This is a genomic window from Butyricicoccus pullicaecorum DSM 23266 (genome assembly GCF_900167005.1).
GTDB lineage: Bacteria > Bacillota > Clostridia > Oscillospirales > Butyricicoccaceae > Butyricicoccus > Butyricicoccus pullicaecorum.
Window position 1 is genome coordinate 1 of sequence record NZ_FUXW01000018.1, and the last position, 13,565, is coordinate 13,565.

The following is a 13,565-nucleotide window of genomic DNA, read 5'->3' on the forward strand; positions in this document are numbered from 1 at the left end:
AAACCACCGCACCCCTAACTGAAAGTTTCGCCAGCCTTTTCAAAGGCTGCGGGTTCTCAGGGCAGAGCCCTGAGCCGGACTCCGCAGAGTCCGGAACCTCCTCTTGAAACCCGGTGTCGGACCCGGGTTTCAACCCAAAAATAATAAAAAGCGCGCTCCGCAGAGCGCAAGACCTCCGCGGCCAATGGCCGCTCATGAAAAAGACCGTCCCGAGGGACGGTCTTTTTCTTACTTCCTCCGCACTTCAGCTTGCGCTTCACTTCGACTTGTCTTCCGGCTTGCTTAACAGCGCAAACAGACAGCCGAACACAATCGCCGCCGCAATACCACCCGCTGCACCGGTCACACCACCGGTAAACGCACCGAGCAGACCGTCCTGCGCCACACCAACCTGTACGCCTTTGGCCAGCGAATACCCAAACCCTAACAGCGGCACAGTCGCACCCGCACCGCCCCAGTCGACCAGCGGCTGATATAGCCCCAGACCGGTCAAAATAACACCCAATACCACACAGCCGACCAGAATACGCGCCGGGGTGAGCTTGGTCTTGTCGATGAGCACCTGCGCCACGGCGCAGATCGCGCCGCCCATGATAAACGCCTGAATATATTGCATTTTGCGTTAGCTCCCTTCCAGAATAACCGCATGACAGATGCCCGCGATGCCTTGACCCTGCTGCACAGAAGTTGGACTCATCAAAGCACCCGTACCCGCGAAAATGACCCGGTGCAGCGCACCGCGCTCCATGCGGTCGAGAATGTCGCCGCACAGCACAGCCGCCGAGCAACCACAGCCCGAACCGCCCGCGTGCACGTCCTGTTCGGTGTCGTAGAGCAGAACACCGCAGTCGTCGTAGGTTGCACCCAGATCAACCCCGTCGCGCCCAAACAGATCGCGCAGCAATGCGCTGCCCACGCGGGCCAGATCACCGGTTAAAATGCGGTCGTAGTCGGATGGCTGGGTGCCGGTGTCCTCGAAGAGATGGGTCAGCGTATCGTAAGCCGCGGGCGCCATCGCCGCGCCCATGTTGTTTGCGTCGGTCACGTCCAGATCGACCATCTGACCGAAAAGCGCGTGGGTGATGCGCACCGGCGTGCGGTCACGGGTCAGAACCGCGGCACCGGCAGCGGTCGCTGTCCACTGCGCCGTCGGTGTGCGCTGGCCGCCGTAGGCCAGCGGAAAACGGTACTGTCGTTCGGCTGCGCAGAAGTGTGAGGATGCCGCGGCACACAGCCGACGTGCGGCACCACCGTCGACCAGACATGCACCGACAGCCAGACCTTCGGCCATGGTGGAACACGCACCGTACAGACCGATAAACGGAATATTACTCGAGACCGACGCCATTGCCGAGCCGATACACTGGTTGAGCAGGTCGCCCGCGAGAATAAAATCGAGGTCGGAAAGATTCAAACCGGCTTTGCCGGTGGCGGTTTCAATGGCGATGCGCTGCATACGGGATTCGGCGAGCTCCCAGGTTTTCTGACCAAAGTGCGTATCACCGGAGACCATATCGAACGTGCCCTGCAACGGGCCTTCGCCTTCTTTTTGTCCGACGATGGCGGCATGCGCCGAGACATAGACCGGACGATCGAAGCTGACCGTGCGGCAGCCCTGTCGTTTTGCCATAAAAAGATCCCCTCCTGTCCGGGTTAGTGTGGCCGGGGAGAAGGGGATTTATACTGTTGGAGAAAAAATATGGCGGATTTCCCGCCCGCAGGCGAATTGAAGCTTTCGATCAAGCCTTTCTCGAAAGGCTTGCAGGTTCTCAGGGCAGAGCCCTGAGTCGCGCTCCGCAGAGCGCGAAATCTCCTCTTGATTCCGGCCTTTTGACCGGAATCAACTAAAAAAGAATAAAAAAGCGCGTCCACAGACGCGCAATTCTCTGGAAAGACCGTCCGATTGGGACGGTCTTTCCTTTTTGTATGTTTTGATTGAAACCCGGGGCGGACACCGGGTTTCAAAAGGGGATTCCGGACTCTGCGGAGTCCGGCTCAGGGCTCTGCCCTGAGAACCCGCAGCCTCCCCCAAGGCTGGCGAAACTTTCAGTTATGGGTGCGGTCGTTAATCCTTCTTGCTTACCGGAGGCGGCGGACACAGTGCAGCGGTAAGATTATCATACACCTTGAGTGTGGGTGCGAGCCAAACCTGACCAGTACCGCGATAAACATTGACTAGACCTTCGCCGCTGACTGCCGAGCCGATGAGCGTTTTTGCGCTACGTTCGACGGTGAAGTCCAGATTTGCCGAGCGCAGGACGGCGAAGTTTCCGTCAACGCGCAGGGTATCATTCGCCAGATCGATGACATCAATTTCACTCATGGGTACGGCCGATTCCAGAATGATGATGCCGGGGCCGGTCAGTTCGGTCTGGAACAGGCTCTCGCCGCCGAGGGCTGCCGAGGAGACCGTGCGCTGAGCCGCTGCGCGGACGCTGACGCTGCCCTGTGCGCAGAAGAACATGCCGTCGTCCACGATGACGCGCTCACCGGGGGCAAGCTCCAGCACGAGGAAGTGCTTAAGGGACGGCTCGAGCACGAGCAGACCGGTGCCGGTGTACTCGGGCTGGGACATGGACTCGCCGGTGACAGCGCCGCGCAGCATGCGTCCCAGGGCGTTGCCCACGGTCACGCCGCTGACCATTTGCAGGTTGCCCTGAAAATAGCTCATTGCGCCGCGGTTGACCGTGACTTTCTCGTCGGTTAAGTACAGAGCGATCTGGCGGGCACGGATGTGCTGCTGCTCCATGAAGTAGACGGCCTGCGCCATGGAAGGCGCGGTCAGACCGCACAGTTTTTCGTATTCGAGCACTTCGACGCGCAGGCCGCCGCTCTCGAATTCTTCCAGTACGCGCATATTTTCGCGCGTGCCGATTGCTGTTCTCATAAAATGACCTCCTTTTTTGTTGGGGGGATGCGATAATATTATAGGAAACCGCGGACAAAGGGTTTGATTGCGGTGTAGGACACAGCAAGGTTGAGGTTTTGACCACCCTCGAAGCCCGCGGTGACAATGCCGATCAGACGGCCAAAACGGTCGAGCAGCGCACCGCCCGAGCTGCCGGGTGAGGTGGGTGCGGTGAACTGAATCATATCGGTGTCGCCCAGACGGCGGAACCCGGCGATGATGCCGTCCGAGACCGAGTTAAACAGGCCGAGTGGACTGCCGATGGCGACGACCGGTTGACCGCGCTTGACCTCCGCGCCGGTATAGAGTGGAATCGGACGCGCTGGGCAGCCGGACAGGCGGATGAGTGCGAGGTCGTCATCTGCATGATATTTGAGCAGCTCGCTCGTATAGAACACGGTGTCGCAGTTTTCCAGATGGATGGCGTAGGATACGCCGCGGGATGCGACATGGAAATTGGTCAGAATGATGCCGTTTGATGCGATGAGTACACCCGAACCCGAGGAACAGGGCTGACCGGAAGCGTCCAGTACGTCGATCATGACCACCGAGGACGCGAGTGCAGCGAGCGCTTCGTAGTCCGGGGGCGTGTCGGGCGCTGACGACTGTGACTGTCGGGGAGGTGTGCCCGGTGCAGAGGAAACTGCGCGGGATGGTCGGGGCGGGATGGAGACTGCCGGACGGGCAGCCGGTTGGGGCTGCATTTGGCTGGGGATAGACTGCGCGGGTGTGCGTGAAGCGGCCGGACGCGGTGACTGTTTTTGCGGTTTTTCGGCAGGTTTTGCGCTCTGTGCGGTGCGCAGCAATGCGTTCACGTCCAGATCATCCTGTGCCAGACCGTGCAGGACGACGGCATCCGTGCCGAGCAGCGGGAGCGCACCGCCTTGGGGCTGAATGAGTGCGGTGTCACAGCCAAGCTCGGGCAGGACGCGCAGCAGCAGGCAGGCGGTCTGGTCGGGGACACCAAGATAGACGCACTTGGGCTGGTCGGTCAGCATGCCGGTCGGGAAGAGCGCGGGCAGCAGGCCGGTGAGCGCACACAGCAGGCGCACGGCGCAATTTTTGACCATGGAGTCCGATGCGGACGGGTGCGCAGCGCGGTAGGCATCCAGCGCATATCCCAGCGCGCGCTCGGGCACACCCTCCAGCAGCGGGTCGGACAGCCCGGGCAGGGACAGCCTGCCGCCGGACAACAGGGTGTCAGCCTGCGCAGCCAGACGTGCCGTGTCACCCGGTGCCGGTCGGGTCTGGAGCGCAGTCACACAGACAAAACCGGTCTTGTGCGCCCTCGCCTGTGCGATGGCTGCACCAAGCTGACGGGCAAAAACATCCGGGGAGTCGGGCAGCCCCAGCCATTCGAGCAGATAAACGTCTTTTTGTTCGGCGTGCACCCGGCTGCGAATGCCGCAGAAGGCAGAGAACAGCGATAGATGCATGGGATTCTGACGGATGGACAAGGACATGGAATCGACCTCCCCGGTGAAAAAATCACTTCAAATCAATGCTATTGTATCACGGATTTTGAGTGTCGGATAGAGCCAAAAGGAGAATGTTTTACAGAAAATTTACTGGGCGTCCTCTGGCAAATAGCGGGGCAGAGCGATATAATGACATAGAATACCTTTTGGGTGTCTCAAAACACAGACACCGGGAAAGAAGGACAGGCAAACATGAAGATTTCCCCTTATGCAGTCGGTGCGCTGCTGTACGCGCCGGCCAATCAGGAAAACCTTGCACGGCGTGTCATTCAGGGGCAGATGGATGCGCCGTACTCCCTTGCACTGTGCCTCGAAGACAGCATCAGCGACTGTGCCGTGCCCGAAGCCGAGGCACGAGCCGTACAGACTTTAGACGAAATTGCACGGGCGGACGAGGACGTTTACCGTCCGCTTTTGTTTATCCGGGTGCGTCACCCCGACCAGATCCCTTCTTTGTGGACAAGACTGGGCGCGGGACGGGAAATTCTGACCGGATTTATCGCACCCAAGTTCACGCAGACAAACGGTCCGGCATACTTAGCGGCTGTGCGACAGATCAGCGAGCAGTCCGGACGGCCGGTTTATCTCATGCCCACGCTGGAATCGTCCGATCTGGCAGAGCCCGACCTGCGCCCCGAGTGCCTGCGCAGGCTCAAAACCCTGCTCGATGCCAACCGCGATCTTGTGCTGAATGTGCGCGTGGGCGGCAATGATTTTTGCGATGTGTTCGGCGTGCGCCGCGCACGTCACCAGACCATCTACGAGATCGGTTGCGTCGAGCGCATTCTGACCGATATTTTGTCTTGCTTTTCGCGGGATTACGTCGTTTCCGGCCCTGTTTGGGAGTACTTTGACGCACCGGAGGGATTAAACGGTCTGGCGCGGGAGCTGGAACGCGACTTGCTGGCAGGCTTTGTCGGCAAGACGGTCATCCATCCCAATCAGATCGTGGTCGTGCAGAACGGTCTGCGCGTGTCCAAGGCCGACGCGGACGACGCACGGCGCATTCTGGGCATGGCGGATAACGACCGGGTGCTGGTGGAAAAGAGCGCGGACGGCGGACGCATGAACGAATACAAGACCCACACGCGCTGGGCACGCAAAATCTGTGCGCTGGCCGCGATTTACGGAGTAAAACCATGAAGTTTACAGTGAGTGATCTGGTACGCGCCGCACGGCGCGACAACAATACAAAACGCCCCTATCTGCTGGTCAATCCCGCACAGGGCAAGCACATCTCGGTCGAACCGCACACCGCGCTCAGCGTGTTCGGTGCACTGGGGGAGCAGGTGCGGCAGGCCATCCCGGACGGTCAGGCGGTTCTGGTGATCGCCTTTGCCGAGACCGCGACCGCCATCGGTGCGGCCATCGCTGCCGCGCTGCCGGGAACGGTCTATTTCATGCAGACCACACGGGAAAACGTCCCGGATACCGATTACCTGTACTTTTCCGAGACGCACAGCCACGCGACTGAGCAGCGCCTGTGCACCCGTGGATTGGATGAGGTGCTGCCCAAAGTCCAGCATATCGTCTTTGCCGAGGACGAGGTCACGACCGGAAACACCATTTTGCATCTGATCGATGCCCTGCGGGCACGGTACGACCTTGCACATATTACCTTCGGCGTGGCTTCGCTGCTCAACGGCATGACCCCGGAAAGCTGGGAAGTTTACCAGAATAAGGGCATCTGGACAAGATACCTGCTCGCGACCGATAACGCAAAGCTGTCCGAGACCGCCGCGCGCTTTCCGGCCGACGGTGACCGCTTTGCCGTGCAGTCTGTGCATGGCCTGCAAGCTGAGCATGCTCAGGTGCCCGGTCTGGTCGACCCGCGGTGCGTGTGCGCGGCCGAAACCTATTACAGCGCATGCGGCGCTCTGGCACGAAAGGTCGTGCAGCTTATCCCAGAGGATGCCGCACGGGTGCTCGTACTCGGCACCGAAGAGTGCATGTACCCCGGACTGATTGCCGGATGCGTGCTCGAGCGCGTAGGTCACGACGTGCGCTTTCACGCGACCACGCGCAGCCCCATCCTGACCGACGCACACCCGGACTATCCGCTGCACGCACGGTATGAACTGCGCAGCCTGTATGATGCCGACCGCGTGACCTATTTATATAATCTGGACGCTTACGACCATGTGTGCATCGTGACCGATGCCCAGAACCCGGACAAGGGGCTGGATACCCTGCTGGCCACACTCGAACGGACGGGCAACCGCAGCGTCACCGTGCTGGAATGGAGATGAACAAGATGCGCACTAGCTACCGTCCCGAGGACGTGACCCTGCTGTTAAAGGACATCACCGGCAAGCTCGAACCACTGGACACGCGCGCCCGTGAGGCGAAAATTCAGTCGGGCGTGCATTATTCCGAAATGCTGCCCGCCGAGTATGTTCCGACCGCAAAATACATCGAGGCTTACGACCGCGCGCTCGCGTGCGAGGCCGATCACACCGCCGCTGCCGTGCGTACCTGTGCCCGTAAGATCTACGAGCAAAAAGGCAAAGATGTCGTACTCGTTTCCCTCGCACGCGCAGGCGTGCCCATCGGCATTTTGTTCCGCTGGTACCTCAAGCAGCACTACGGCATTGACGCACCGCATTACGCCATCTCGATCATTCGTGGACGCGGCATCGACCACAACGCCATGCGCTATTTGCTGGAGCGTTACCCGGCACAAAACTTGCAATTTGTGGACGGATGGATTGGAAAAGGCGCGATTTTGACCGAATTGCGTAAGGTATTGGCCGATTATCCCGGCGTCAGCACAGAACTTGCCGTCCTGTCCGACCCTGCGGGACTTACTACCCTGTGCGGCACGCATGAGGATTTTCTCATCCCCAGCTCGTGCCTCAACAGCACGGTCTCCGGCCTCATCAGCCGCACCGTGCTGCGCGATGACCTCATCGGCACAGATGACTTCCACGGTGCTGCTTACTATGGGGAACTGTCCGCGGATGATTGCTCGTATGAATTTTTGAATGCCGTCGCGGAGCGATTCGATACTGCACCCGACTTCCCGGAAATCACCCTGACGCATAGCGGATACGACGAGGCAAGAACGGTCGCAGAGCATTTCGGCGTGCCCGATATCAATTTCGTCAAACCGGGTATCGGTGAGGCGACCCGCGTGCTGCTCAGACGCTTGCCCTGGAAACTGCTGGTCAGAGAAGACCAGACCGATGCCCCCGAGCTTGCCCACCTGTATCAGCTCGCGAAGGAAAAGGGCGTCACCGTCGAACCCTACCCGCTGAAAAACTATAAAGCCTGTGGTATTATCAAAAAATTAGCCGATACCTGACGATTACCACCGCACCCAACATGGAAAGTTTCGCCAGCCTTTTCAAAGGCTGCGGGTTCTCAGGGCAGAGCCCTGAGTCGCATCCCGCAGGACGCGAAATTCCCCGTGGAAACCCGGTGTCCGCCCCGGGTTTCCATCAAGCTCTTTCTACAATCGCGTCCCGCAGGACGCGAAACTCCCTCACTCTAGCCCAAAACCCGACAAAAATCTTCCTGTCTCAGCAATTTTTACAAACTGGACATGAAATTGAGTGGGCTACATATTGAAAAACTACCAAAAAGATGGTAAAGTGATAGTATCGTTTGATGGATTAGTCCATGAAAGCGTAAAAATATCTTTCCCTTGTTTCGGGAATGCAATCAGGATGCGGAAACTATGCTCAAACGCTTGCAGCTCAGCCAATTTCAAGACTTTTGGACCCCTCTTTCTACCCGCCCTCAGCCCGGTGTCTACTTCTGCCGTGCGGCGGGTTATAGCCCTGCCCTGGAACAGTTCATCGAGCAGGCGCTGCAAAAGCGTACCGAGCTGCCCATGCGCCTGACCGGAAAACTGCAAAACCCGGATGGGGGACAACTGGCCTATTTGCGCGAGACCCTGGGCGACGACTTCGCCTGCGATCCCGCGTTTTTCGATACACAGCTGAAAAAATGGCTGCCGCGCCTGTCTGATGCACAGAGACAGAACCTATCCGGTTCTATGCATCAGACCTTGCTTTCGCTGCGCGCACAGGGCAAAAACGATAACATGCTGCGCAATGCGTACTTAAAATTCCTGTGCTGGATGTATTATCGCTTTGAACAGCTGCTGCACCGGCTGGGACAAGACCCGCTGCCCAAAATCCTGTACGACGGACAGCTGAGCGCACATGAATTGCAGCTGTTCTGCGTGCTGGCAGACGCGGGATGTGATATCATGCTGATTGAGCCGCAGGGCGACAGCGCTTATCTCGCACTCGACCCGCAGAGCCGGGAAACTTACCTGTGTCCCTTCGCCGGACAACAGCCCTTCCCGAGTGGTTTTTCGCTGGAAACCCGGATGAAGCAGTACCGACCGCCGCGCCCGGCGCAGCCTGCCCGACCGGCTACCCCGTCGGCTGCACGTCCGACCGCTCCGTCATCATCCCGTCCGGCTACCCCGTCGGCTGCACGTCCAGCCGCTTCGGCTCCATCCCGACCGGCTCCATCGACCCCATCGCCCAGCAGTCCGGCGCAAGCCTCGCGCCCCGCGCCCAGACCCTCCCGCACGCCGGCAGAACTGTTCCCCAATGCACCGGTGTGTGCGGTCAATACCTGGCTTTCGGGCGACCTCATGGCCGACTCGCTACGCGACCCTGCCGAGCGCGGCACGGAACAATCTTACATTTACAACATGTTCGTCCGCATTTTGGGCGTATCCGATAAATCTTCGTACACCCGTGACCTGTTCCTGTGGCGCAAGAAACTAGCCGACACCGGCAGGCACGTGACCGTACTCGAAGAGCTTCCCATCCCGACCCCGAACGAGACGGCAAAGGTCGCCCAGTGCAGCGCGCAGTCGGCCGCGCAGGTCATCGCCGGACTGCTGCCCATGCTCCAGCCCACGGCTAACGCCAAGCTGGACGCGGCTGCTGGTCGGGCACTCGTCGAGCTGCTGACCGAGATGGAGAAGGCAAACGAGTCGCCCATGCGCATCAAAAACCGTGCGGTGTACATCATCTGCTGGTTCAATCGCTACTTCCGTACCTTGTTCGAGGGCTATTCCAATGGAAAACTGCCCGTTTTGTTCTACTTCGGCATCTGCCGGACGGCGTTCGAGGCCATGTTCCTGCGTTTTCTGGCACGCATGCCCATCGATGTGATCGAAATTTACCCCGAACACGCGTCAGACTGCCGTCTGACCGACAAGCTGCTCTTTGACCGGGTGTACGACGACACCCTGCACCTTGACCGCTTCCCGCAGTCGGCAGACGCGGCCGAGTACAGCACGGCAGCCTACCATGCCGAGCAGGAACTGACCGAAACCCTGTATCAGGACTCCGGCTTGTACCGCGACCGCCAGCACCACAAGGCGACTGCGGTCACGCTGCGCACCATGTGCGAGGAAGTCTACCTGCTGTGGGACAAGGAAGCGCTGCTGCGTCCGGGCTTTGAGACGGTCGATGACACCGTACTTGTTCCCGTGCTGACCGCCAAGGTCAGCGGCGTGAAAAACGCCGATACCGGCGCGTACTGGTCGCAGATCAAGCGTCTGGTCGACGAGGACACTCAGGTCGTCACTCGCTTGCCCTATCTGGGCGCGGTCGATCAGAGTCGACTCAACCCGGTACCGTTCATCAAAAACCGCAAACTCCAGCGCGATGCGCTCAAAAATAGTCCGGCCTATCCCTACGCCTTGCTCCGACCGGAAATTCAGGACTTCCTGCTGGACAAGGTACAGGCGCTCTTGGACAGCGGACTCATCCGCGGCACGTTCTCGCAGGGAATGGAATACAAGATTTTGTCTGTCGCCATGAACCTGCCCAAGGACATTGTGCGCATCCTGCAAAAGGCCGACTTCACCAAGACCGTGCCCAAGCTCATGGTCGTATCGACCGGCGAAGCCCAGTGCAGTCTGGAAGACGCGATTTTCCTCGCACTTCTGCACCTGTGCTGCTTCGACGTGGTGCTGTTCGTGCCGACCGGCTATCAGATCGTGGAGAAATATTACGCCGAGCCGCTCTTTGACGAGCATCAGGCAGGCGAATATCTATATGACTTGCAGCCGCCCTATCTGGGCGGGCCTGCATCCGCAAATGAAGGAATCTTCACCCGATTTTTTAGGAGGGGACATTTATGAGCATCAATTTCGGCTCCCGCGCACCCAGTCCGGCGCCCGCACAGCCGCAGGACACCGGGATGGAAGTCGTGCCGTACAACATTCAGGACGATCGCGCCCAGATGACACAGGCGCTGACCGGTACCAAGGAAGTTGACGACATCGTATCCACCATCGAGGTGTACAACCTCGAAACCATCGTCGGGTTTGGCGGTGAGGTTGCATCCGAGATCGCCAAGTGCTCGGATGCGGTGCTGAGCGGCATGAACATGCGCCAGATCGACGATTCGGGCGCGATGCTTGCCGCACTGAGCAAGATCATGGACAAGTTCGACATCGAGGAGATCCGCGAAGACCCCGGATTCTTCGGTCGTCTGTTCTCCAATATGCGCAAGCAGCTGGACAAGATCCTGGATAAGTACCGCACGATGGGCGACGAGGTCGACAAGATCTACGTTCAGCTCAAACAGTACGAGTCCGAGATCAAGGAGTCCAACCGCAAGCTCGAGCAGATGTTCCAGTCCAATCTGGGTTACTATCACGAGCTGGTCAAGTACATTCTGGCAGGCGAACAGGGCTGTCAGGAGATCGCGGCCTACATCGACCAGCGCCGCACCGATCTCGAGCAGAGCGGTGACCAGTCCATTCAGTTCGAACTGCAAACCCTCGAGCAGGCACAGATGATGCTCGAGCAGCGCACCCACGACCTGCGCATCGCGGAAAATGTGGCCATGCAGTCCATTCCGATGATTAAGACCATGCAGTTTGCCAACATGAATCTGGTGCGCAAGATCAATTCGGCCTTTATCATCACTCTGCCGGTATTCAAGCAGGCACTGGCACAGGCTATCCTGCTCAAGCGCCAGCGCATTCAGGCCGAGGCCATGAGCGCACTCGACGAAAAGACCAACGAGATGCTGCTGCGCAACGCGCAGAACACCGCCGACCAGTCGCGCATGACCGCACAGCTGGCGTCGGGCAGCTCGGTCAAGATCGAGACGCTGGAAAAGACCTGGAAGACCATCGTGCAGGGCATCGACGATACCCGCCGCATTCAGGAGGACGCACGCAAGCAGCGTGAGAGCGATACCGAGCGCCTGCGCGTCATCCAGGGCGAGTTCGAGCAGATGATGCGCGGACAGAACAGACAGTGATATATATAACACAGTAAACACCCTATAAAGGAGGAAATATTATGCCGATCAGCTTACAAAAAGGACAGAAAGTCGACCTGACCAAGGGAAACCCTACACTCAAGCACGTCCTCGTCGGACTGGGTTGGGATGTCAACCGCTATGACGGCGGCTTTGCCTTCGACCTCGACGCGTCGGCGTTTCTGCTGGGCGCGAACGGTCAGACCCCGAATACCGATGCGTTCATTTTCTACGGCAACCTCAAGCACCCCTCGGGCGCGGTCGAGCACATGGGCGATAACTTGACCGGTGAGGGCGACGGTGACGACGAGCAGATCATGGTCGACCTGACCAAGATTCCGGACTCGATCGAAAAGATTGCGTTTACGGTCACCATCTACGAGGCAGAGCAGCGCCGCCAGAACTTCGGACAGGTGGACAACTCGTTCATCCGCATCGTGGACAACGATACCGGCAAGGAACTCATTCGTTACGATCTGGGTGAGGATTTCTCCATCGAGACCGCCATCGTTGTCGGTGAAATCTATCGTCACGGCGGCGGATGGAAGTTCAACGCCGTTGGTTCGGGCTTCCAGGGCGGTCTTGCCGCACTGTGTGCAAATTACGGTATTGAGACCTGCTAAGGTTCAATCGATAAAAAGGAGCGTATTATTATGCCAGTATGTTTACAGAAGGGTCAGAAAGTCAGCCTGACCAAGGATAATCCGGGACTGACCAAGGTAGTTGTCGGCATCGGCTGGGACATCAACCAGTACGACACCGGTACGAGCTTTGACCTCGACTCGTCGGCTTTCCTGCTGACCGGTGCAGGCAAGGTCAGCTGTGCAGAAGACTTCGTCTTCTACGGCAACTTGAAGCACCCGTCCGGCGCTGTTGAGCACCTCGGTGACAACCGCACGGGCGCAGGCGCAGGCGATGACGAGCAGATCAAGATCGATCTGTCCAAGGTACCCGCAAACATTGAAAAGATCGCCTTCACCGTCACCATCTACGACGCTGAGACCCGCAACCAGAACTTTGGTCAGGTGGGTAACGCCTTCGTCCGCATCTACAACGAGGCAACCGGCGAGGAAATGATGCGTTACGATCTGGGCGAGGACTTCTCCATCGAGACCGCAGCCGTATTCGGCGAGCTGTACAAGCACGGCAGCGAGTGGAAGTTCAACGCCATCGGTTCGGGCTTCTACGGCGGTCTGGCTGCGCTGTGCGCAAACTACGGCGTCGAGACCGAATAAAAAAGAAAGATAACTCTGTTTCAGGAGGGATTGTATTATGGCAGTCAGCTTACAGAAGGGTCAAAAAGTCAGCCTGAGCAAGGAAAACCCCGGCCTGTCCCGCGTCATTGTCGGACTGGGATGGGATGAAGCCAAGCCCGCAAAGCGCGGCCTGTTTGGCTTCGGTGCACGCACCCAGGCCATCGACTGCGACGCATCCGCACTCGTATGCGTGGACGGCAAGATTCAGAACACCAAGGATGTCGTCTTTTACAACAACCTGACCCATCCGTCCGGTGCAGTCAAGCACATGGGCGATAACCTGACCGGCGCAGGCGAGGGTGACGACGAGCAGATCGTGATCGATCTCGACCGCCTCCCCGAGCAGTACGACCGCGTTGTCATGTGTGTCACCATCTATCAGGCACGCGAGCGGGGTCAGCAGTTCGGCATGATTCAGAACAGCTTTATCCGACTGGTCGATGCGCGCAACAATCAGGAAATCTGCCGTTACAACCTCAGCGAGAGCTACGACGGTGCAACCGCTGTCGTATTCGGTGAGGTGTACCGCAGAAATGGTGAGTGGAAGTTCAACGCCATGGGCCAGCCGCTCCAGGTGGGCGGTATCGCCGAGCTGGTCGAGCATTTCCGCTGATCTACAATAGATAGAAAGATGGGGAGAGCGTCCGCCCTCCCTGTTTTTCCGAGATTTTT

12 protein-coding genes are annotated in these 13,565 nt (G+C 58.7%); 8 read left to right on the forward strand and 4 right to left on the reverse strand.

Annotated elements, in window-relative coordinates; genetic code table 11:
* Nucleotides 1–256: 256 nt before the first annotated feature.
* The 4 genes from spoVAE to B5D52_RS14410 form a co-directional block, all read right to left on the reverse strand.
* On the reverse strand, nucleotides 257–616 hold the full coding sequence (gene spoVAE / locus B5D52_RS14395) for a stage V sporulation protein AE (protein ID WP_016149151.1): 360 nt from the start codon (nucleotides 614–616) through the stop codon (nucleotides 257–259).
* A 6-nt stretch (nucleotides 617–622) separates the two neighbouring features.
* Complete coding sequence (spoVAD, locus tag B5D52_RS14400; RefSeq protein WP_016149152.1) at nucleotides 623–1,630, reverse strand: stage V sporulation protein AD; 1,008 nt, start codon at nucleotides 1,628–1,630, stop codon at nucleotides 623–625.
* 435 nt (nucleotides 1,631–2,065) lie between these two features.
* Nucleotides 2,066–2,887: an AIM24 family protein gene (locus B5D52_RS14405; RefSeq protein ID WP_016149153.1), complete on the reverse strand. Its 822-nt coding sequence runs from the start codon at nucleotides 2,885–2,887 to the stop codon at nucleotides 2,066–2,068.
* A gap of 38 nt (nucleotides 2,888–2,925) precedes the next feature.
* Nucleotides 2,926–4,371, reverse strand: a complete 1,446-nt coding sequence (locus B5D52_RS14410) for a S1 family peptidase (protein ID WP_016149154.1) — start codon at nucleotides 4,369–4,371, stop codon at nucleotides 2,926–2,928.
* 207 nt (nucleotides 4,372–4,578) lie between these two features.
* Between B5D52_RS14410 and B5D52_RS14415 the strand changes: the two genes are divergently transcribed.
* From B5D52_RS14415 to B5D52_RS14450, 8 genes are all read left to right on the forward strand, one after another.
* On the forward strand, nucleotides 4,579–5,529 hold the full coding sequence (locus B5D52_RS14415) for an HpcH/HpaI aldolase/citrate lyase family protein (RefSeq protein WP_016149155.1): 951 nt from the start codon (nucleotides 4,579–4,581) through the stop codon (nucleotides 5,527–5,529).
* Complete coding sequence (locus B5D52_RS14420) at nucleotides 5,526–6,635, forward strand: phosphoribosyltransferase domain-containing protein (protein WP_016149156.1); 1,110 nt, start codon at nucleotides 5,526–5,528, stop codon at nucleotides 6,633–6,635. Before B5D52_RS14415 ends, B5D52_RS14420 begins: the two co-directional genes overlap by 4 nt.
* Entirely contained in the window at nucleotides 6,626–7,690 is a 1,065-nt protein-coding gene (locus tag B5D52_RS14425; protein ID WP_330396418.1) for a cysteine protease StiP family protein, read from the forward strand. The genes B5D52_RS14420 and B5D52_RS14425 overlap by 10 nt, the downstream gene beginning before the upstream one ends.
* Nucleotides 7,691–8,065: 375 nt before the next feature.
* Nucleotides 8,066–10,504 (forward strand): YceG family protein, encoded by a 2,439-nt coding sequence (locus tag B5D52_RS14430; protein WP_016149158.1) that lies wholly within the window; start codon nucleotides 8,066–8,068, stop codon nucleotides 10,502–10,504.
* Nucleotides 10,501–11,637 (forward strand): toxic anion resistance protein, encoded by a 1,137-nt coding sequence (locus B5D52_RS14435; protein ID WP_016149159.1) that lies wholly within the window; start codon nucleotides 10,501–10,503, stop codon nucleotides 11,635–11,637. The genes B5D52_RS14430 and B5D52_RS14435 overlap by 4 nt, the downstream gene beginning before the upstream one ends.
* Nucleotides 11,638–11,678: 41 nt before the next feature.
* Nucleotides 11,679–12,260, forward strand: coding sequence for a TerD family protein (locus tag B5D52_RS14440; protein ID WP_016149160.1), 582 nt, complete (start codon nucleotides 11,679–11,681; stop codon nucleotides 12,258–12,260).
* A gap of 30 nt (nucleotides 12,261–12,290) precedes the next feature.
* Entirely contained in the window at nucleotides 12,291–12,872 is a 582-nt protein-coding gene (locus tag B5D52_RS14445) for a TerD family protein (RefSeq protein ID WP_016149161.1), read from the forward strand.
* Nucleotides 12,873–12,909: 37 nt separating this feature from the next.
* Complete coding sequence (locus B5D52_RS14450) at nucleotides 12,910–13,506, forward strand: TerD family protein (RefSeq protein ID WP_016149162.1); 597 nt, start codon at nucleotides 12,910–12,912, stop codon at nucleotides 13,504–13,506.
* Nucleotides 13,507–13,565 lie beyond the last annotated feature (59 nt).

What these genes read in the sequence shown, in the direction of transcription:
- spoVAE (WP_016149151.1), bottom strand. Translation starts at nt 616, where the DNA reads ATGCAATATATTCAGGCGTTTATCATGGGCGGCGCGATCTGCGCCGTG.
- spoVAD (WP_016149152.1), bottom strand. Translation starts at nt 1,630, where the DNA reads ATGGCAAAACGACAGGGCTGCCGCACGGTCAGCTTCGATCGTCCGGTC.
- B5D52_RS14405 (WP_016149153.1), bottom strand. Translation starts at nt 2,887, where the DNA reads ATGAGAACAGCAATCGGCACGCGCGAAAATATGCGCGTACTGGAAGAA.
- B5D52_RS14410 (WP_016149154.1), bottom strand. Translation starts at nt 4,371, where the DNA reads ATGTCCTTGTCCATCCGTCAGAATCCCATGCATCTATCGCTGTTCTCT.
- B5D52_RS14415 (WP_016149155.1), top strand. Translation starts at nt 4,579, where the DNA reads ATGAAGATTTCCCCTTATGCAGTCGGTGCGCTGCTGTACGCGCCGGCC.
- B5D52_RS14420 (WP_016149156.1), top strand. Translation starts at nt 5,526, where the DNA reads ATGAAGTTTACAGTGAGTGATCTGGTACGCGCCGCACGGCGCGACAAC.
- B5D52_RS14425 (WP_330396418.1), top strand. Translation starts at nt 6,626, where the DNA reads ATGGAGATGAACAAGATGCGCACTAGCTACCGTCCCGAGGACGTGACC.
- B5D52_RS14430 (WP_016149158.1), top strand. Translation starts at nt 8,066, where the DNA reads ATGCTCAAACGCTTGCAGCTCAGCCAATTTCAAGACTTTTGGACCCCT.
- B5D52_RS14435 (WP_016149159.1), top strand. Translation starts at nt 10,501, where the DNA reads ATGAGCATCAATTTCGGCTCCCGCGCACCCAGTCCGGCGCCCGCACAG.
- B5D52_RS14440 (WP_016149160.1), top strand. Translation starts at nt 11,679, where the DNA reads ATGCCGATCAGCTTACAAAAAGGACAGAAAGTCGACCTGACCAAGGGA.
- B5D52_RS14445 (WP_016149161.1), top strand. Translation starts at nt 12,291, where the DNA reads ATGCCAGTATGTTTACAGAAGGGTCAGAAAGTCAGCCTGACCAAGGAT.
- B5D52_RS14450 (WP_016149162.1), top strand. Translation starts at nt 12,910, where the DNA reads ATGGCAGTCAGCTTACAGAAGGGTCAAAAAGTCAGCCTGAGCAAGGAA.